This window comes from Streptomyces sp. NPDC044044 (genome assembly GCF_056434405.1).
The window spans coordinates 282,622-299,949 of the sequence record NZ_JBWKFG010000012.1 but is presented as its reverse complement, the minus strand read 5'-3'; the positions used below and the strand labels follow the sequence as shown (position 1 = coordinate 299,949).

The window sequence follows — 17,328 nt, the reverse complement described above, 5'->3', positions numbered from 1 at the left end:
CTCAGCTCCCCTCTCCGATGTGGGCCGTACAGGAACAGGACTGCAGCGGCTGCCGGTTGCGGGCGCGGCGGTCCCAGTGCCCGGCCCGCGCGGTGAGCACGGGCGCGGCCGCGGCGTACTCCCGGGCCAGTTCCCGCAGGAGCTGCGCCATCCGGTCCGCCGCGGCGATGTCCGGCGGGCGGGTGCGCTCCTCGCAGAGCCACACGGCGTGCAGCAGCTCGTCCAGCTGGCGCTCCAGCTTGGTGCCGTCGACCCGGGCCACCCTCATCCGGGCGTGCCGCTCGTCGCGGCCGCCGGGCGAGGGGGCCTGGGCGAGCGCGAGCAGCTGGTCGCACCACTCCTCGGCGCCCACGCCGTCCGAAGGGAAGGTGGCGGCGAGGTGGTGGACGGCTCGCTCGGGGCCGTTGGCGACCAGGTCGTGGTTGAGTCCGTGTGCCGCCGTGGTGCCGAAGGCGCGGTCGGGGGACTCCGCCCGGCTGCGGTAGTGCGTGTGCACCAGGCTGTGGTTGCGGCGCCATTCGGCGCCCGCTTCGGGCGGTCCGTGCAGTCTGCTCATGAGCAGCTGGCGGAGGCCGAAGTCGCCGATGAAGTGCCGTTCGCAGGCGGGCCAGCCGCTCTCCAGGAGATAACGCCCCACCTCGTCCGCGGTGAGTCCGCCGGCCAGCTGTTCCAGCTGCGGGCCGCGCAGCAGGGCGCGGGCGCAGTCGCCGGTGTGCGCGACCGACAGCTGGGTCAGCAGGTCGAGCCAGCGGTCGGTGTGCTCGACGGGCAGCCGCTCGGGCAGCTGACGCAGCACCAACTCGGCGAGCAGCACGTCGCGTACGGCGCGGGTCTCCCCGTCGAGCCGCGCGGGCTGGTCGAGGAGCTCGCGGTCGTTGTCCAGCTCCGGCAGCTCCCCGGCCGCCTCGACGAGCCGCTGCACCATCCGGGGGCGGCGGCCGGACAGCCGGTGCACCGCGCTCTGGGCCCGCCGCAGGCGCGCGGCCTCCGGTGCACCGCCTGTGTGCTGTTGCAGCTCCTTGTGGATGTGCTCGGTGGTGAGCCGCGGCATCCGCAGCAGCAGCACGCCCTGCCCCAACCGGCCGCGTGTGGCGAGCCGTTGCCAGCCGGGCGGCTCCTCCTGATCCGGCCGGTGGACGGCGAGCCCTTCGGTGCGCGGCTCGTCGGCGAGGAACAGCGGCTCTGCCATGCGTTCGCTCGCCACGAGCACCGTGCGCTCGCGGTGGCCGTCGGCCCGGTCGGCGAGCGCCGCCGCCAGGAGTGCGCGGCCCACGGGCCAGTTGGCGTGCTGGAGCAGTACGGCGGGGCGGCCGACCCGGGTGAGTGCGGCGCCGAGTCCGGTGTAGGCGGCGTCCAGGTCCTCGCGCAGCGCGCGGAAGAGGAAGCCCTCCGCGAACCGCCGCTCCTCGCCGCCCTGTTGGAAGTCGTGGGCGAGCAGCCGCAGCCCGGTGCCCGCACTTCCGGCGGCGCCGGGATAGTCGCCGTAGGTCGCGCGCACCGGTTCGGCGCCGGTGCTCGCCAGCTTCTCGAGGAACTCCGTCAGCGCGGCTCCCACCAGCGGCGCCGCCGCGGGGGCGACCACCCCGGCGAGCGCGGACAGATAGCCGGTGAGCAGATTGCGCACGAACCGGCCGAGCGCCCTGCGCGGCTGCAACAGGACGCGGTGGCGGGCCAGTTCCTGGTCCAGCTCGCGCCGCCGCAGCCGGGCGCCCGCCGCCACCGCCGCCATCCCGGCGAAGAAGCGGGGCGCGGGCAGGGCGCCTCCCGGCCCCTCCCACTCGCTCATCCGCAGGGCGACGTCGTACATCGTCTCGGTCGTCTCCGAGCGGCAGGACGGGCGCCGCGCGGCCTCTTCGGCGTACCGCGCGTCCGCGCAGTCCACGTACGCCACCGGCACCTTGCGCCCGAACCGGTCCCGCAGCAGCTCCAGGAGCCGCTGTTTGCCCATGCCCGGCCCGCCGGTGAGCAGCACGACGGGCAGGTCGGGCCCGTACAGAAGCTTCTCGTCGCGTCCCCGGGCGTTCCGGCCGAGCAGCCTGGGGAAGAAGCCCTGGTCCTCGATGAGCCCCTCGAATCCCAGCTCCCGGCTCATCCGGCTTACCCCCGTGCCGTACGTGGCCGCTGTGCGGCGTGTGGTCAATGTCGCACGGAGCGTACTGGGCATGCCTTCCGAATACATCAACTTTCATGCAGGAAAGGTCGGTTGACGCCCTTCTCGATCGAGCGTGCCGGTGAGGGCGACGCCTTCGACGACGTGCGGGGTCTGACCGCGTCGTCGTGAGCCAGGTCCGCATCTGGGGCGCGGGAGGTGCGGGCCTGCGCATCCTGGCTTCCTAGGCGGCAGGCCCCACGGACGTGCGCCGGCCCGGCTGACGGACGCCGTGCGGCCCGTCGGTGCCTGCGTCGAGGTAGCGCTTCGGGGACGTGCCGACGGTCCGGCGGAACGCCGCGAGGAACGCGCTCGGCGTCGCGTACCCCACGGCATGCGCGACCCGGGAGACAGGCTGGCCCTCGGCGAGCAGGGGCAGTGCGGCCCGCAGTCGCACGTGGGTGCGCCAGCGGTCGAAGCTCATGCCCGTGTCGCGCACGAACAGCCGCGTCAGGGTGCGCCTGCTCACTCCGGCAGCCCGTCCATGCGCCTCCAGACCCCGCGGGTCCGCCGGGTCGGCGAGCAGCGCGTCGGCCACGGCGCACACGCGATCATCGACGGGATACGGCACGTCGATGGGCAGGGTCGGCAACGGGTGCAGCAGATCCAGCACGACCGCCTCGGCCCGCAACCGCGCCTCGTCGGCGAGGTCCTGCCGGTTGAGGTGGTCGATCAGGTGGGCGAGGAGACCGTCCACGCCGACCGGCGTGGGCTCCGCCCAGTTCAGGGCGCACCGGTCCGGTTCGAGGTAGAGACTGCGCAGCACCGCGTCGCGGGTGGCACCGGTGCGGTGGACGACCCCGGCGGGGATCCACAGCGCCCTGGTGGGCGGCAGGACCCAGTGGGTGTCGTCGACGGCGATGCCGAGCACGCCGCGCCGCGTCCAGGCCAACTGGTGCTGCGGGTGGCTGTGCGGGGAGATCCACTGCCCCGCCGACAGGGGAAAGTTCCCCACGACGATCGCCCCCACCCCCGTGGGCGCGACGCCGAATTCGGGCTCGGTCATGCCGTTCAGCGTATGTCCTCAGCACGACATGGCATGGCCCCATAGCGGATTGTGGCCATCTGGGCCTGTACATAGCGTCGTTCCATGCCGACAAGCCGCCCGCCACGTCACGTACTCAACCGTCCTAGTGAGGACCTCCGGTCCGCGCCCGGCGGCGCAGGACGCCGCGGACCGGCGCTGATCGTGCTGTGCCTCGTGCAGTTCATGCTCGTCCTGGACGACAACGTGGTGAGTGTCGCGCTGCCGAGCATCCGGGACGAACTCGGGTTCTGCTCCGCGGGCCTGGCCTGGGTCGTCAACGCGTACTTCCTGGCCTTCGGCGGGCTCCTGTTGCTGTCCGGCCGGGCAGCCGACCTGCTGGGCCGCCGACGCGTCTTCCTCGTCGGCGTGGCGCTCTTCGGTGCCGCGAGCCTGGCCTGCGGAGTCGCACAGGAGCCCTGGCAGCTCGTCGCGGGGCGGTTCGTCCAGGGCGCGGGATCGGCCATGGCGAGCCCGGCCGCGCTGTCGCTGATCACCCTCCTGTTCACCGGCGCCGAGGAGCGCGCCAAGGCCTTCGGCATCTGGGGCGGGATCGCCGCTCTGGGCGGTTCGGCGGGCCTGGTCGTCTCCGGTGTGCTGACCGGTCTGACCTCCTGGCGCTGGATCTTCCTGATCAACCTGCCGGTGGTCGTCATGGCCATGGTGCTGCTCCCGCGTCTGGTCGCGGAGAGCCGTGCCAGCCGCCGGGCACGCCTGGACGTACCCGGTGCGGTCCTCGGCACCGGCGCCGTCCTGTCCCTGGTCCATGGACTGCTCCGGGCCGGGGACTCGGGGTGGGACGACGCTGCCGTCGCCGGGCCACTGATCCTCGCCGTCGTCCTGGCCGTCTCGTTCTTCGTGACCGAGGCCCGCGTGGCCGAACCGCTGGTGCCGCCGGCGTTCCTTGCCTCCCGCACGCGCGCCGTCGCCAACGGCGCGACCCTGCTGTTCTCCGCCGCCATGTACGCGATGGCCTTCCTCCTGATGATCCATCTGCAGACCGTGTTCGGCTACGGCCCGCTCAAGGCAGGCCTCGTCCACCTGCCCTTCGGTGCCGGGATCCTCTCCGGCATGTGGCTCTCGTCCCGGGCGGTGATCAGACTCGGGACGCGGCAGGCCCTCGTCATCTCCTTCCTGATCACCTCGGCCGGGCTGCTGCTGCTCTCCGGCGCGGCTCCGGGCGACGGCTACGCGACGGGCGTGCTGCCCGGCATGCTCGTCACGAGCGTGGGGTGCGGCCTGAGCCTGCCCGCCCTGACGGTCGCGGCGGTCACCGGCACCACCGAGGAGAACGCGGGCCTCGGCTCGGCCGTCGTCAGCTCCGTCCAACAGCTCGGCGGCGCCGTGGGGTTGTCCGTCCTGGTCACGCTGGCCGCACGTCGCAGCGACACCGTGGCCGAATCGGCAGGACCGCTGCGCGCAGCGACGGAGGGCTACTCACTGGCGCTCACCGTGGCGGCCGTCCTGCTCGCCCTCGGCGCCGCGTTCGTCGCCGCGCTGCTGGGCAAGGGCCGCGAGTGAGACGGCGCCCCGCGGCGGCCGGGGCCGCCCGGCCCCGGTCCCGGCCCCGCCGGTCAGACGTTCCTGCCGTGCTCCCCCACCGCGATCTGGGCCAGCTTCGTCAGCATCATGCCGTTGCGGACCGCGACCACGTAGTCCACGGGCAGTCCGTGCATCCGGGTGCCCGGCCCCCGCAGCGGATGCCAGTCGAGGATGAAGACAGTGTGCTCGCCCCAGGGGATCAGCCGCATGGCGATGCGGGCCGCTCCGAAGGGGCCCGCCTTCGCCTCCAGCTCCAGGCGGCTCTCCGGTTCGCTGATGCGCACGACGCAGGTGTCGTCGAGGACCAGCGGGCCGACGCCCACCCGCACCCGCAGGCGGGCGCCCACCGCCGGCCAGTGCGGGTCCGCGGCGAGGACCTCCTGCGTTCCGGTCACCCACTCCCCGTACCGGTGGCCGTCGGACAGCAGGCTCCAGACCTCGCCCGGCGAGGCCAGGATCAGGCGGCGGTTCCGGGACACACTGACCACGCTCCTCCTGGGGCTTCTGGCACGATTTTTGCACTTTGTCACCTGAGGCACCTTCCGAGACGGCCGGCGCCGGGCCGCTGCCGTGCGGCACGCCCTGTGCGAGGGTGAATGCCTCACCTCGGACGCAAGGAGTCGCATGCCCCCGGCAGCCACCACCGCAGCGAGCCTGGCCCTGGACGTGACCTCAGGGCTGAAGACCCGTGACCTCGAGGACCTGTACCAGGACCTGCACCGCCACCCCGAGCTCTCCTTCCAGGAGCACCGCACGGCCGGGGTCCTCGCCGAACGGTTGCGCGGTGCCGGGTTCGCGGTGACCACCGGTGTGGGCGGTACGGGCGTCGTGGGCGTCCTGCGGCACGGTGACGGGCCCGTGGTGTGGCTGCGCGGCGACATGGACGCGCTGCCCGTCACAGAGACCACAGGCCTGGCGTACGCCTCGACCGTCGACGGCGTGATGCATGCCTGCGGCCACGACATGCACGTCACCTGGCTGGCGTTCGCGGCCGAGGCGCTCGCGGCCGCCCGGGAGACCTGGTCGGGCACGCTCGTGGTGATCGGGCAGCCCGCGGAGGAAGCGGGGGGCGGAGCGCGGGCGATGGTCGCCGACGGACTGCACGAACGCTTTCCCCTCCCCGACGCCGTCTTCGGCCAGCACGTCGCCCCCGGCCCCGCGGGACTCGTCGCCCATACGCCGGGGCTGATCATGTCGGCCGCCGACGACCTGCACATCGTGGTGCCCGGCGTCGGTGGCCACGGTTCGCGGCCCGAGGCCACCGTCGACCCGGTGGTGACGGCCGCCTACATCGTGACCCGGCTGCAGACCGTCGTGTCCCGTGAGGTGGCCGCATCGGAGGCGGTGGTGCTCACCACGGGGCAGTTCAACGCGGGTCAGCGGCCCAACATCATCCCGTCGGAGGCCCGGCTCGGGCTGAATCTCCGTACGCAGGACGTGAACGTGCGCGAGCGGGTCCTGTCCGCCGTCCGCCGCATCGTCGAGGGAGAGTGCCAGGCCGCCGGGTGCCCCGCGCCGCCCGAGGTGAGCATCGGCGCGAGCTTCCCGGCCACCGTGAACGACGCGGCCCTCGACGCGGAGATCGCCGCCCTGCACCGCGAACTGTTCGGTGCGGGCAGCGTGTTCGACTTCGGGCCCGCGATGGGCAGCGAGGACTTCTCCCTCCTCGTGCCCACCGGGGTGCCCTACGACTTCTGGTTCGTCCCCTCGACGCCGAAGGACACCTGGCAGGCGGCCGCGGGACAGGAGCTCAGCCAGAAGATCACCGCGGTGCCGGGCAACCACAGCCCGCTGTTCGCCCCGGAGCTCTCGGTCCTGCTGCCGGGCGTACAGACACTGGTGGGCGCCGCGCTGCACAAGCTGGGCGCCTGAGACCCGGGCCCGCCGGTCAGCGGAAGGCCGCGTGGCCGGTGAGCGCCTGGCCGAGGGCCAGCGTGTGCATCTCGCTCGTGCCCTCGTAGGTCAGCACCGACTCGAGGTTGTTGGCGTGCCGGATCACCGGGTACTCCAGCGAGATACCGTTCGCGCCGAGGATCGTGCGCGCGGTGCGGCAGATCTCGATGGCCTCGCGTACGTTGTTCAGCTTGCCGAAGCTGATCTGTGCCGGGTGGACCCCAACCGGTGAGTCCTTGAGGGCGGACAGGTGCAGGGCGGTCAGCGTCGCCTTGTGCAGCTCAAGCGCCATGTCCACCAGCTTCTGCTGCGTCAGCTGGAAGCCCGCGATCGGCCTGCCGAACTGCTCGCGCTGCAGGGCGTAGTCGCGCGCCGACCGCCAGGCCGAGCGGGCGGCGCCCGTGACGCCCCAGACGATGCCGTAGCGCGCCTCGTTCAGACAGGTGAGCGGGGCGCCGACTCCGCTCGCCCCCGGGAGCAGCGCGGATGCGGGCAACCGGACGCCGTCCAGGACGAGTTCACTGGTGACGGACGCGCGCAGCGACATCTTGTGCTTGATGACCGGCGCGGAGAATCCAGGGGTGTCGGTGGGCACGACGAAGCCGCGTACGCCGTCCTCCGTCCGCGCCCAGACGACGGCGACGGCCGCCACCGAACCGTTCGTGATCCACATCTTGCGGCCGTCGAGGATCCAGTCGTCGCCGTCACGCCGGGCGCGGGTGGTCATGGAGGACGGGTCGGAGCCGTGGTCGGGCTCGGTCAGGCCGAAGCAGCCGATGGCCGAGCCCTCCGCCATACGCGGCAGCCACTCCTGCTTCTGCTCCTCGGAGCCGAAGCGGTGCAGGGCGAACATCGCCAACGACCCCTGAACGGAGACGAAGGAGCGCAGACCGGAGTCGGTCGCCTCCAGCTCGCGGCAGGCGATGCCGTACGCGCGCGCCGACATTCCGGCACACCCATAGCCCTCCAGGTGCATGCCGAGCAGCCCCATCTTGCCGAATTCCCGGGCGAGTTCGGGCAGGTCCGGCAGCTCGCCCGACTCGAACCAGTCGGCGATGTGCGGCTCCACCTCGGCGTCCAGGTACTGGCGGACCGTGTCGCGCACGGCGCGTTCCTCGTCGGTGAGGAGAGCCTCCAGGTTCAGCGGGTCGGCGGCGTCGAGGGCGGGGAACGGCATGGTCAGGCTCCTTGCGGGTTCTTCGGGTTCTTCGAGTGGCGTGGGTGTCACGGGTGGTCGAGCAGGCGGTCGATGTCCGCGTCGTCGTAGCCGAGTTCGGCGAGTACGTCCCTGCTGTGCAGGCCGAGGGTGGGCGGGGCGGTGCGTACGGCGGGGCGCTCGCCGCGGAAGCTGACGGGGAAGGCGACCTGCTGGAGCGGGCCCACGTCGGGGTGGTCGACCTTCTGGACCATGCCGAGCGCCTCGGTCTGCGGGCAGTCGTAGACCTCGTCGAGGGTGCGGATGGGCGCGACGGGCACGCCGCGCGGCTTGAGCAGCGCGCACCAGTGGGCCACCGTCTCGTCGGCCAGGACCGCCTCCAGCTTGGCGTTGAGGGCCCTGCGGTGGGTGACGCGGACGCGGTTGGTGGCGAAGCGCGGGTCGTCGGCCCACTCCGGGTGCCCGAGCGACTCGCTCAGGCGGCGGAAGAGCCCGTCGCTGCCGACGGCGATCACGAAGTGCCCGTCGGAGGCCGGGTAGGCCTGGTACGGCACGAGGCTCGGGTGGCCCGAGCCAAGACGGGTGGGCCGTTCCCCGGTGGCGAAATAGCCGGTGGCCCAGTTGATGTGCAGGGCGAGCTGGGACTCGTACAGGGAGGTCGTGACGTACTGGCCGCGCCCCGTGCGTTCGCGCTCGACGAGGGCCGATGTGACACCGATGAGGCCGAAGAGGGCGGCGCCCAGGTCGCCCATCGCGTAGCCGGCCTTGACGGGCGGCCCGTCCGGTTCGCCGGTCAGGGACATGAGGCCGGCGCTCGCCTGGGCGACCATGTCGTACCCGGGCTCGTCGCGCAGTGGTCCCGTGTCGCCGAATGCCGAGATGTGGAGCAGGACAAGGCGCGGGTAGCGCTCGCTGAGGGTGCGGTAGTCGAAGACGTCGGCCAGGGAGCTGCCGGGGCGGAAGTTCTCCACCATCACGTCCGCGTCGGCGAGCATCCGGTGGACGGCCTCCTGCCCCTCCGGGGACTTGAGGTCCAGGGTCACCGAGCGCTTGTTGCGGTTGGCCGCCAAGTAGTAGGTGGCGTCCGGGCCGTTGAAGGGCGGTCCCCAGGCGCGGGTCGGGTCGCCGCCCTGGGGGTGCTCGACCTTGATGACGTCCGCGCCCAGGTCGGCGAGGGACATGGTGACGTAGGGACCGGCCAGGATCTTGGAGAGGTCCACGACCTTCATTCCGGCCAGCGGGGATGCGGGACCGGTCTCCGGGGACGCGGGGCGGGCCGCTGGGGACGCGGGGCGGTTCTCATCAGGCATGTGCGGCGGCCTCCTTGGCCGTGGCGAGCGGGACCTGCCCACCCTCGGCCAGTTCGGCCAGGTGGTCCAGGGCCGTCCGGGGGACGGCGTCCGGGTCGTCGAGGAGCGCCGTGTAGGTGTGGGCGACCAGGAGGGCGCGGCCGTTGCCGCTCGTGCGCTCCTCGTGGTCGGCCTGGTCGTACAGGAGGGTCGCCATGACGGCGCGCGTGAGGCGGTCGGCGTACCGGCCGACCCTCATCTCCTGTTCTTCTTCCGGGAGTTCGAGAAGAGCGTCGCCCTGCTTGCGCAGGAGCTCCCAGCGGCCGCGCACCGGCCCGCGGTCGCCGCAGGTGTCGGCGAGGGTGTGGTGGGAGCCGAAGCGGCGCATGCAGCGCAGCACGTCGAGCGCGATGACGTTGGAGGAGCCCTCCCAGATGGATCCGAGGTGGGCGTCGCGCACGAGCCGGGGGTTGACCCAGTCCTCGATGTAGCCGTTGCCGCCGCGGATCTCCATGGCCTCGCCGGTGACGGTGCGGGCGCGCTTGCACAGGGTGTGCTTGGCGAGCGGCGTGAGGACGCGGACCAGCGCCTCGGCCCGCTCGTCCCCGTCGTCGGCGGCCGTGAGCCGGGCCGCCGCCTCCAGGACCAGGCCGAGCGCGGCCTCCGTGTCGAGGATCAGCGGCAGGAGCGTGGCGCGCATCAGGGGCTGGTCGAAGAGGGGCTTGCCGAAGACGTGGCGGGTGCGGGTGTGGTCGACGGACTCGCGGACGGCGCGCCGCATCAGGGCGGTGGCGCGCATGGCGTTGGAGAGGCGCGAGACGTTCAGCATCTCGGCCATCTGCCGGAATCCGTGGGTGAGTCGACCGACCGGCGTCGCGTAGGCCTCCTCGAGCGTCACCTCGCCGCTGGCGATGGACCTGGAGCCCAGCTTGTCCTTGAGGCGGTCGATGCGGATGGCGTTGCGGGTGCCGTCGGGGCGCAGGTGCGGGACGAGGAACATGCCGAGGCCCCGGGTGCCGTCGCCCTGCCCGGGGACACGGGCCAGGGTGAGGATCACGTCGGCGGCGGGGTTCGACGCGAACCACTTCTTGCCGGTGAGCGTCCAGTGCGTGCCCCGGTCGGTGGCGACCGTCCGTGTCAGGCCGACATCGGTTCCGCCCTGCTGCTCCGTCATGAACATCGCGCCCGTGGCCCGGAGTCCGGGATCCGTCGAGGAGAGCGCGGCGATCTCGGCCGCGTACCGCTCGGGGTCGAACAGGCGCAGGATGCGGGCGGCCGAGTCGGTCATCGACAGCGGGCAGGCCATGCCGAACTCGGACTGTACGTAGAGGTAGGAGAGGGCGTACTTGACGGTGTGCGGGATCTTGGTGGGCCAGCCGTGGACGCCTGGCCTGTGGGACATCGCGGCGAGGCCGAAGCGTTCGTAGGCGATGGCGGCGGCGCGGTCGTGGGCCGGGTGGTACTCGATCGCGTCGGTACGGGTGCCGTCCGGGGCGTACGGGATCAGGCGCGGCGGGTGGGCGTCGGCGAGGGCGGCCTGCCGGTCGAGGTCGCCCGCGGCGAGCGCGCCGAGTTCGGTGAGCAGGGGCTCGACGCGGGCGCGGTCGTCGGCGGGCAGGAGGCGGTCGAGCAGGGGGCGCAGGGCGGGATCCCGGTCGGCGAAGTTCACGGGAGAGGGCGATGACACAGGTGGCTCCAGGTCAGACGGGCTGCGTGGTACGGGAGTCGGCGACTTCGGCGGTGTCGTCGGCCGCGTCGCCCGTGCGGGCGAGGAGGGGCAGCACACCGGCGAGGGTGAGCGCGGTGTAGCCGAGGCCGAGGGCGACGACGGGCCAGATCGAATGGAAGGTCGTCAGCAGGTAATGCGAGACGATCGGCGCGGTCCCTGCGAACAGGGTCGTGCACAGCTGGTACGAGAGGGACATGCCGGTGTAGCGGACCTCGACGGGGAAGACGCGGGCGAGGATCCCTGCGAGCGCGGCGTAGTACATGGCGTGCGGGAAGGTCGCGAGGCCCATGCCGAGGACGGCGAGCCAGAAGTCGCCCGTCCCGACGAGGACGAACATCAGCGGCAGCAGGACGAATTCCGGAAGGAGCATCCACAACACTGCTTTGCGCACGGGCCACTTGGTGGCGAGCACGGCACCGAAGGGCTGCACGATCACCTGCACGACCAGCGCGAGCGAGATGACCGTGAGGAACGTCGTGCGGTCGAAGTCCAGGTCGGCGGTGGCCCAGGAGAGCGCGAAGGTCGTCTTGACGTAGGTGATCGCGACGCCTGCCGTGCCGGCGAGCACGCCGAGGAACACGAGCATCGGGGAGCGCGTGAGCACTTCCTTGATGGGCAGCTTGATGGTCTTCTTGCGGGCGAGCGCGGCCTGCATCTCGGGGGTCTCGGCGAGCCTGAGCCGGATGAAGAGTCCGACGGCGACCAGGACGGCGGAGAACAGGAACGGCACGCGCCAGCCCCACGACTCGAAGGCCGCGTCGGGGAGTTGGGCCATGCCCAGGAAGGCGAGGGTCGCCAGGAGGTTGCCGACCGGGGAGCCCTGCTGGGCGAACGAGCCGTAGAGGAGCTTGCGGCCGGGCGGGGCGTACTCGGTGGCGATGAGGACGGCGCCGCCCCACTCGCCGCCCATGGCCACGCCCTGGATCATGCGCAGCAGGACGAGGAGGATCGGCGCCGCGGCGCCGATCTGCGCGTACCCCGGGAGCAGTCCCACGCAGAACGTGGCGCCGCCCATCATCGTCAGGGTGGTGACCAAGGCCTTCTTGCGGCCGTACTTGTCGCCGAAGTGCCCGAATATCAGGCCGCCGAGGGGGCGGGCGAGGAAGCCGACCCAGAAGGTGGCGAAGGCCGCGAGGGTGCCCACGGCGGGTGAGGCGTCGGCGAAGAAGATCTTGCCGAGGACCAGGGCCGACGCGGACCCGTAGATGTAGAAGTCGAACCATTCGATGGTGGTGCCGACGAACGCGGTGACGCCAGCGCGGCGCGCCTCGCGGACGAGTCGTGGATCGGGGGCTTCCTGCGCCCCCGGGGCCGGGGCACCGTTCGGGTCCCCGGAAACCGGGGCGTCTTGCTGCATGACGAGCGTCCTCTCGTGGCGGCAGATCCCGCGACGGAGGGCGACGAGGTGGGGATGGGGAGCCGAGCGGCCGGCTGCCGGTCCTCGCTCCGTCGCGAGACGTGGATCACTCTGCCTCCCGGCATTAGGAGGTGTCCAAGACCAATAACGGCCCGCACTGAGACGTCATCCAGCGGAATCCGGGGCGTCGGCGGGTACGGGCAGGACCTCGTCGGCCACCCGGAGCACCGCGTGCAGCGCCGCCGACCGGTTGCCGGTGCGCCAGCCGAGCGCGATCGGAAGGACCGGCACGTCGTCCCCGGCGAGCGGACGGAACACGACGTGCTCCAGATGGATGTTGCGGGCCGACTCCACCACCACCGCGAGGCCGACGCCCGCCCCCACCAGGGCCAGCATGTTGTACGAGTCCGGCGCCTCCTGCACGATCCGGGGCGCGAACCCGGCTTCGTGGCAGGCCTGCACCATGGCCTCGCGCACCGCGGACTCGCGGGACAGCGGGAACGTCACGAGCGGCTCGCCGGCCAGTTCGCTCACCGGGACCTCGGGCCGCGCCGCGAGCGGATGGCTGTCGGGCAGGGCGAGCACGAGCCGCTCCATGCGCACCACGCGGGCCGTGATGCCGCGCCGCACGGGAAGCGCCACGAACCCGATGTCGAGCGTCCCGTCGGCGACCCGGCGCAGCGCCTCGCCCGTGTACGTCTGGCCCTCGAGGACCAGCTCGATGCCCGGGAGCTGGGAGTTGACGGCGCGGGTGAGCAGCGGCAGCGCCGAGTAGCTGCTGGCCCCGGCGAAGCCGACGCTGACGCGGCCGACCTCGCCCAGATGCGCGGCACGCACCGTGCGCCGCACCGCCGAGGCGTCGGCGAGCAGCCGCCGGGCGGGCTCCAGGAGGGCCTGGCCCGCGGGGGTGAGGCGGACGGTGCGGGTGGTGCGGTCGAACAGCTTGACCCCGAGGTCACGCTCCAGGAGCTTGATCTGCTGGCTCAGGGGCGACTGGGCGATGTGCAGGCGGTCGGCGGCGCGGCCGAAGTGCAGTTCTTCGGCGACGGCGACAAATCCGGACAGGTGTCTGAGCTCCACGCCGGTGACCCTACGGCGCCGGTCCGGGGCGCGCCGGGCAGGGGCGCGCGGCCCGCACCACCTCCCGCACCACCTTGATCGCCGGGGCGCCACCGGTAATTCGCCTGATCGTCTTCCCCTGTCCGCGCCGATGTGGGAGAACGCTCTGATGTGCGATGACGAACTGATACCGCCCCGGGCGGACTTGACCGAGAAGCAGTGGCTGCGGGCCGACCCGCCGCTCGCCCGGGTCCTCGCCGACAGGTGGGGACCGCAGGCCCTCACGCTGCACCGGCGCACCCTGCTCGGCGGTGCGGCCGCCGGAGCCGCGCTCGCGGCCCTGCCGTTCGGCGGGCGGCAGGCCACAGCGGCGCAAGGCGTGGCCGCGCAGGGTACGGCGGCGCAGGGTGCGGCGGCGCAGGGTGCGGCGAAATTCCCGTTCCCCGACGGGCCGAACCACAAGGGGGAGTTCGCCGTCCTGGTGACCGGCGACGCCGGCACCGGCGGCGATGAGCAGCTGGCCGTGACGGAGGCCGCCCGGCGGGTCTGCCGTGACGAGGGGATATCACTGGCCGTCGGCCTGGGCGACAACATCTACGAGAACGGGCCGGAGTCCGACCACGACTCCGAGTTCCGGACCAAGTTCGAGACCCCCAACACCGGCATCGACGTCCCTTGGCTCATGGTCCTCGGCAACCACGACTGCTCGGGCCTGATCCCGGGCAGCGGCGGCGACCCCTCGCGCGGGGACCGCGAGGTCTCGTACGCGGCCTCCTCACCGCGCTGGTACATGCCGAGCCGCTACTACAACGTCACGCTGCCGTCCGCCGAGGGGCAGGGCGCCGGTGACGACCCGGTGGTGGAGTTCTTCGCCCTCGACACCAACCCCGTCGCCTCGACCGTCGCCCAGATCTCGCCCCACTACCGGTGGGACGGCCCCTACATGCGCGCCCAGCGCCAGTGGCTCGACTCCGCGCTGTCCGCGTCCCGGGCCCGCTGGAAGGTGGTCCTCGGCCACCACCCCTACCTGAACAACGGGAAGCACGGCAGCGCCGGTTCGTACGACGGATTCGTCATCGGGCACTACACGAGCGGGATCCACCTCAAGGAGCTGTACGAAGAGGTGGTGTGCGGCAGGGCCGACCTGATCCTGTCCGGGCACGACCACACCCTCCAGGTCCTTGAACCCACGACCCGCACGGCGGGCACCCGCCAGATCGTCTGCGGGGCCGCCGCCAAGTCCGGTGACGGAAAAGCCCACTTCGACCACCCCGCCGCCTGGCAGAACTTCTCCGACGTGGGCTTCATGGTGCTCAAGGTCTCCGAGCGGGCCATGACCGTGGACACCTACACGGTCGACGTCCCGGCACGGACCGCGCACCTGGCGCACACCACGACGACCTCCACCGCGGTCGCGGGCCGGAGCAGCGTGGGCTAGGACCCGGCGTCCCCCGCCACGTTCCTGGCCCACAGCACGAGCGGGATCTGGAGCGGGAGGCGGCCGACCGCCGCTGCCCTGAGCGGGGCGGGGCGGCGCCGCCAGTCCACCGCCATTTGTACGTTGGCGGGGAACACGCCCACGAAGAAGGCCGCCGTGGCGAGCGCCGCGGTGCGCCGGGTGCGCGGCAGCGCCACTCCGGCCGCGAGCGCGAGCTCGACCGCGCCGCTCGCGTACGTCCAGGTGCGCGGCGATCCGGGCAGGACGCGCGGGATGGTCGCGTCGAACGGCTTCGGGGCGGCGAGATGGGCGACCCCGGCCCCGGCGAGCAGACCGGCCAGGAGCAAGGGGGAACGGGGCGCCAGCGGCATGCTGCCTCCTCGGTCGAGCGGGGACGGGGAGCTGACCTTACTGGACAGTAAGTACGAAGTCACCGTCCACCGGCAGCAGTCGCCGGTCACCGATCCCCGGGCGCCAGTCCGTCCAGCGTGAGGTCGACGAGGCGCTCGGCCTGTTCCCGCTGTCCGGGCTCGCCCGAGGTGAGGGCGATGCCGGCCAGCGCGGCGAACAGGTCGGCCGGACGGATGTCGGAGCGGATGGCACCGGCGGCGACCCCCGCGTCCATGAGCGAGGTGAGGGCCCCCTGGATCAACTCGCGGCTCTCGCCGTAGGGGTTGACCCCCGAGGCGACGACGGCCCGCAGCGCCTCGGCCATGCCGAGCTTGGCGGTCACGTAGTCGAGGAAGCGGCGCATCCACGCGTGCAGGGCGTCCCGTGGCGGCATCGTCGCCAGGAGGTCGGGGACCGCGTCGCACAGCCGGGCCACTTCGTTGCGGTAGGCGGCCTCGATCAGCGTCTCCCGTGTCGGGAAGTTCCGGTAGAGGGTGCCGGTGCCCACACCCGCCTCCCGTGCGATGCGCTCGAAGTGCGCGTCGAGCCCCTCCTCGGTGAACACCCGCACCGCGGCGGCCAGGATCTTGTCCCGGTTGCGCTGCGCGTCCGCCCTCAGCGGGCGGCCTGCTTCTCGCTCTCCGACCATCGGCGGTTCTCCCCTGCCTTCCTTCGCCTTCCCAGGCCTCCGCGCACCGTCATACGCCTTCGCACGCGTTCGCACGCGTCCGCACGCCACCGCCCGCCGCCGCTTGCTAAGTGGAGGAGCCTCCACTTAGCCTGGACGAGTGAAGTGGCGGCGCCTCCACTTTAACGTCCCAGGGCACAGAACTGCCCCGCCCCTCCCCGTTTCCACGGGAGACCCCCTCAGGAAAGGACTGCCGATCATGTCGGGCATAGCAGACAAGGTCGTGGCCATCACGGGCGCCAGCAGCGGCATCGGCGAGGCGACCGCCCTGCTCCTCGCCGAGCGCGGCGCGAAGGTCGTACTCGGGGCGCGCCGCCCCGAGCGTCTCCAGGCGCTCGCCGCCCGCATCGAACAGGCCGGTGGCGAAGCCGTCTGGGCGCGCACGGACGTGACGCGGCGCGCGGATCTGACCGGCCTCGTCGAGCTGGCACGCGAACGGTTCGGGAGGCTCGACGTCCTCGTCAGCAACGCCGGGGTCGGGCCGATCTCGCCCCTCGACGACCTCCGCGTCGACGACTGGGAACAGATGATCGACGTGAACTTCAAGGGCGTCCTCTACGGGATCGCCGCCGCCCTGCCCGTCTTCCGCGAACAGGGCTCAGGACACTTCGTCAACACCGTCTCCACCGCCGGGCTGCGCATCGTTCCGCTCCAGTCGGTGTACGCCGCCACGAAGAACGCCGTCCGCACCGTCTCGGAGGGTCTGCGCCAGGAGGCCGGTGACAGTCTGCGCGTCACCGTCGTCTCCCCCGGCGTCGTACGGACGGAGTTCGCGGACCACATGGACCCCGAGGTGAAGGACCGGATCCGCGACAGCATGGACACGGTCGGCCTCTCGCCGGACGCGGTGGCCCGCGCCATCGCCTTCGCCGTCGAGCAGCCGGACGGTGTCGACGTGGGCGACATCGTCGTCCGCCCCACCGCACAGGCCTGAGAGCTCAGGCCTCACAGCAGCCGGGCGCCACGCCTCGCGAGGTAGCTGACCGGGTTGACGTCCGATCCGTAGCCGCGCCGGGCCCGGATCTCCAGGTGGAGGTGGGGTCCGGTGGCCCGCCCTGTGGCGCCGCTGCTGCCGATCCGGTCGCCGGTGCCGATGCGGGCGCCCCTGCGCACCGAGAGGCGGGAGAGGTGCGCGTACACGGCGTAGTGACCGTCCTTCAGACGCACCGTCACCGCCTTGCCGTACGCCCCCGACCAGGCCGCGAGGACCACGGTGCCCGCGCCGACCGCGTGCACCGGGGTGCCCGAGGGGACGGCGAGGTCGATGCCGGTGTGGTGCCCGGCGAGCCAGTTGCCCCGGATGCCGTACCGGGCGCTGACGCGGAAGCGCCTGCGCAGCGGCAGCGCGAATCTGCCGGGAGGTCCTTCGGGGGCGAGCGCGCGGTCCTCGGGGATCGTCTCGTCCGCCTCGGCGAGCGCTTCCTCGAACTCCGCGTCGTAGCCGATGCCGCAGCCACCGTCACCGCTGTCACCGTCGGATTCCACGGCGGCTGCATGCGGCGCGGGTCCCGCCACCGTGAAGGCGCCGCCGGCCAGGAGGACCGCGGCGACGCTCAGTACGTCACGTCGTGTCGTGCCCGCTTCACGCGGGCTGTCTATGTCGTAGCCCATGCC

Annotated in this window: 15 protein-coding genes; 4 read left to right on the top strand and 11 right to left on the bottom strand. The window is 72.4% G+C overall.

All coding sequences use genetic code 11. From position 1 onward, the window contains the following. Position 1 precedes the first annotated feature (1 nt). Entirely contained in the window at positions 2 to 2,092 is a 2,091-nt protein-coding gene (locus AC07AG_RS38740; protein ID WP_478761435.1) for a hypothetical protein, read from the bottom strand. A gap of 241 nt (positions 2,093 to 2,333) precedes the next feature. Further along, positions 2,334 to 3,155 (bottom strand): AraC family transcriptional regulator, encoded by an 822-nt coding sequence (locus AC07AG_RS38735; RefSeq protein WP_478761434.1) that lies wholly within the window; start codon positions 3,153 to 3,155, stop codon positions 2,334 to 2,336. An 84-nt stretch (positions 3,156 to 3,239) separates the two neighbouring features. On the opposite strand from AC07AG_RS38735, the gene AC07AG_RS38730 reads away from it, so the two are divergent. Next, on the top strand, positions 3,240 to 4,694 hold the full coding sequence (locus AC07AG_RS38730; RefSeq protein WP_478761433.1) for an MFS transporter: 1,455 nt from the start codon (positions 3,240 to 3,242) through the stop codon (positions 4,692 to 4,694). A gap of 53 nt (positions 4,695 to 4,747) precedes the next feature. Here AC07AG_RS38730 and AC07AG_RS38725 read toward each other — a convergent pair whose 3' ends face one another. Continuing rightward, entirely contained in the window at positions 4,748 to 5,194 is a 447-nt protein-coding gene (locus AC07AG_RS38725) for an SRPBCC family protein (protein ID WP_478761431.1), read from the bottom strand. Between the two features lie 145 nt (positions 5,195 to 5,339). Here AC07AG_RS38725 and AC07AG_RS38720 point away from each other — a divergent pair, with 145 nt between their 5' ends. Beyond that, complete coding sequence (locus AC07AG_RS38720; RefSeq protein WP_478761429.1) at positions 5,340 to 6,587, top strand: amidohydrolase; 1,248 nt, start codon at positions 5,340 to 5,342, stop codon at positions 6,585 to 6,587. Positions 6,588 to 6,603: 16 nt separating this feature from the next. Here AC07AG_RS38720 and AC07AG_RS38715 read toward each other — a convergent pair whose 3' ends face one another. The 5 genes from AC07AG_RS38715 to AC07AG_RS38695 form a co-directional block, all read right to left on the bottom strand. Then, positions 6,604 to 7,785 (bottom strand): acyl-CoA dehydrogenase family protein, encoded by a 1,182-nt coding sequence (locus AC07AG_RS38715; RefSeq protein WP_478761428.1) that lies wholly within the window; start codon positions 7,783 to 7,785, stop codon positions 6,604 to 6,606. A 47-nt stretch (positions 7,786 to 7,832) separates the two neighbouring features. Next, positions 7,833 to 9,074 carry a CaiB/BaiF CoA transferase family protein gene (locus tag AC07AG_RS38710; protein ID WP_478761426.1) on the bottom strand — a complete coding sequence of 414 codons (1,242 nt, stop codon included), beginning with the start codon at positions 9,072 to 9,074 and terminating at the stop codon, positions 7,833 to 7,835. Then, positions 9,067 to 10,740 carry an acyl-CoA dehydrogenase family protein gene (locus AC07AG_RS38705; RefSeq protein ID WP_478761424.1) on the bottom strand — a complete coding sequence of 558 codons (1,674 nt, stop codon included), beginning with the start codon at positions 10,738 to 10,740 and terminating at the stop codon, positions 9,067 to 9,069. The genes AC07AG_RS38710 and AC07AG_RS38705 overlap by 8 nt, the downstream gene beginning before the upstream one ends. A gap of 13 nt (positions 10,741 to 10,753) precedes the next feature. Beyond that, entirely contained in the window at positions 10,754 to 12,139 is a 1,386-nt protein-coding gene (locus AC07AG_RS38700) for an MFS transporter (protein ID WP_478761423.1), read from the bottom strand. A 165-nt stretch (positions 12,140 to 12,304) separates the two neighbouring features. Beyond that, positions 12,305 to 13,219: a LysR family transcriptional regulator gene (locus AC07AG_RS38695; protein ID WP_361048213.1), complete on the bottom strand. Its 915-nt coding sequence runs from the start codon at positions 13,217 to 13,219 to the stop codon at positions 12,305 to 12,307. Between the two features lie 148 nt (positions 13,220 to 13,367). On the opposite strand from AC07AG_RS38695, the gene AC07AG_RS38690 reads away from it, so the two are divergent. Continuing rightward, complete coding sequence (locus AC07AG_RS38690; RefSeq protein ID WP_478761422.1) at positions 13,368 to 14,636, top strand: metallophosphoesterase; 1,269 nt, start codon at positions 13,368 to 13,370, stop codon at positions 14,634 to 14,636. On the opposite strand, the gene AC07AG_RS38685 is transcribed toward AC07AG_RS38690, so the two are convergent. Both AC07AG_RS38685 and AC07AG_RS38680 read right to left on the bottom strand, forming a co-directional pair. Continuing rightward, positions 14,633 to 15,007, bottom strand: coding sequence for a DoxX family protein (locus AC07AG_RS38685; RefSeq protein ID WP_478761421.1), 375 nt, complete (start codon positions 15,005 to 15,007; stop codon positions 14,633 to 14,635). The two genes, AC07AG_RS38690 and AC07AG_RS38685, sit on opposite strands and share 4 nt — an antisense overlap. Positions 15,008 to 15,093: 86 nt before the next feature. Then, positions 15,094 to 15,675 (bottom strand): TetR/AcrR family transcriptional regulator, encoded by a 582-nt coding sequence (locus AC07AG_RS38680; RefSeq protein WP_478761419.1) that lies wholly within the window; start codon positions 15,673 to 15,675, stop codon positions 15,094 to 15,096. Between the two features lie 238 nt (positions 15,676 to 15,913). Here AC07AG_RS38680 and AC07AG_RS38675 point away from each other — a divergent pair, with 238 nt between their 5' ends. After that, on the top strand, positions 15,914 to 16,648 hold the full coding sequence (locus tag AC07AG_RS38675; RefSeq protein ID WP_478761417.1) for an SDR family oxidoreductase: 735 nt from the start codon (positions 15,914 to 15,916) through the stop codon (positions 16,646 to 16,648). Positions 16,649 to 16,659: 11 nt separating this feature from the next. Here AC07AG_RS38675 and AC07AG_RS38670 read toward each other — a convergent pair whose 3' ends face one another. Next, entirely contained in the window at positions 16,660 to 17,325 is a 666-nt protein-coding gene (locus AC07AG_RS38670) for a M23 family metallopeptidase (RefSeq protein ID WP_478761415.1), read from the bottom strand. Positions 17,326 to 17,328: the final 3 nt, after the last annotated feature.

Excerpts from the sequence above, each read along its gene's own strand:
- AC07AG_RS38735 (WP_478761434.1), bottom strand. The coding sequence starts at position 3,155 with ATGACCGAGCCCGAATTCGGCGTCGCGCCCACGGGGGTGGGGGCGATC.
- AC07AG_RS38710 (WP_478761426.1), bottom strand. The coding sequence starts at position 9,074 with ATGCCTGATGAGAACCGCCCCGCGTCCCCAGCGGCCCGCCCCGCGTCC.
- AC07AG_RS38730 (WP_478761433.1), top strand. The coding sequence starts at position 3,240 with ATGCCGACAAGCCGCCCGCCACGTCACGTACTCAACCGTCCTAGTGAG.
- AC07AG_RS38700 (WP_478761423.1), bottom strand. The coding sequence starts at position 12,139 with ATGCAGCAAGACGCCCCGGTTTCCGGGGACCCGAACGGTGCCCCGGCC.
- AC07AG_RS38670 (WP_478761415.1), bottom strand. The coding sequence starts at position 17,325 with ATGGGCTACGACATAGACAGCCCGCGTGAAGCGGGCACGACACGACGT.
- AC07AG_RS38740 (WP_478761435.1), bottom strand. The coding sequence starts at position 2,092 with ATGAGCCGGGAGCTGGGATTCGAGGGGCTCATCGAGGACCAGGGCTTC.
- AC07AG_RS38720 (WP_478761429.1), top strand. The coding sequence starts at position 5,340 with ATGCCCCCGGCAGCCACCACCGCAGCGAGCCTGGCCCTGGACGTGACC.
- AC07AG_RS38690 (WP_478761422.1), top strand. The coding sequence starts at position 13,368 with ATGTGCGATGACGAACTGATACCGCCCCGGGCGGACTTGACCGAGAAG.
- AC07AG_RS38675 (WP_478761417.1), top strand. The coding sequence starts at position 15,914 with ATGTCGGGCATAGCAGACAAGGTCGTGGCCATCACGGGCGCCAGCAGC.
- AC07AG_RS38715 (WP_478761428.1), bottom strand. The coding sequence starts at position 7,785 with ATGCCGTTCCCCGCCCTCGACGCCGCCGACCCGCTGAACCTGGAGGCT.
- AC07AG_RS38680 (WP_478761419.1), bottom strand. The coding sequence starts at position 15,675 with ATGGTCGGAGAGCGAGAAGCAGGCCGCCCGCTGAGGGCGGACGCGCAG.
- AC07AG_RS38685 (WP_478761421.1), bottom strand. The coding sequence starts at position 15,007 with ATGCCGCTGGCGCCCCGTTCCCCCTTGCTCCTGGCCGGTCTGCTCGCC.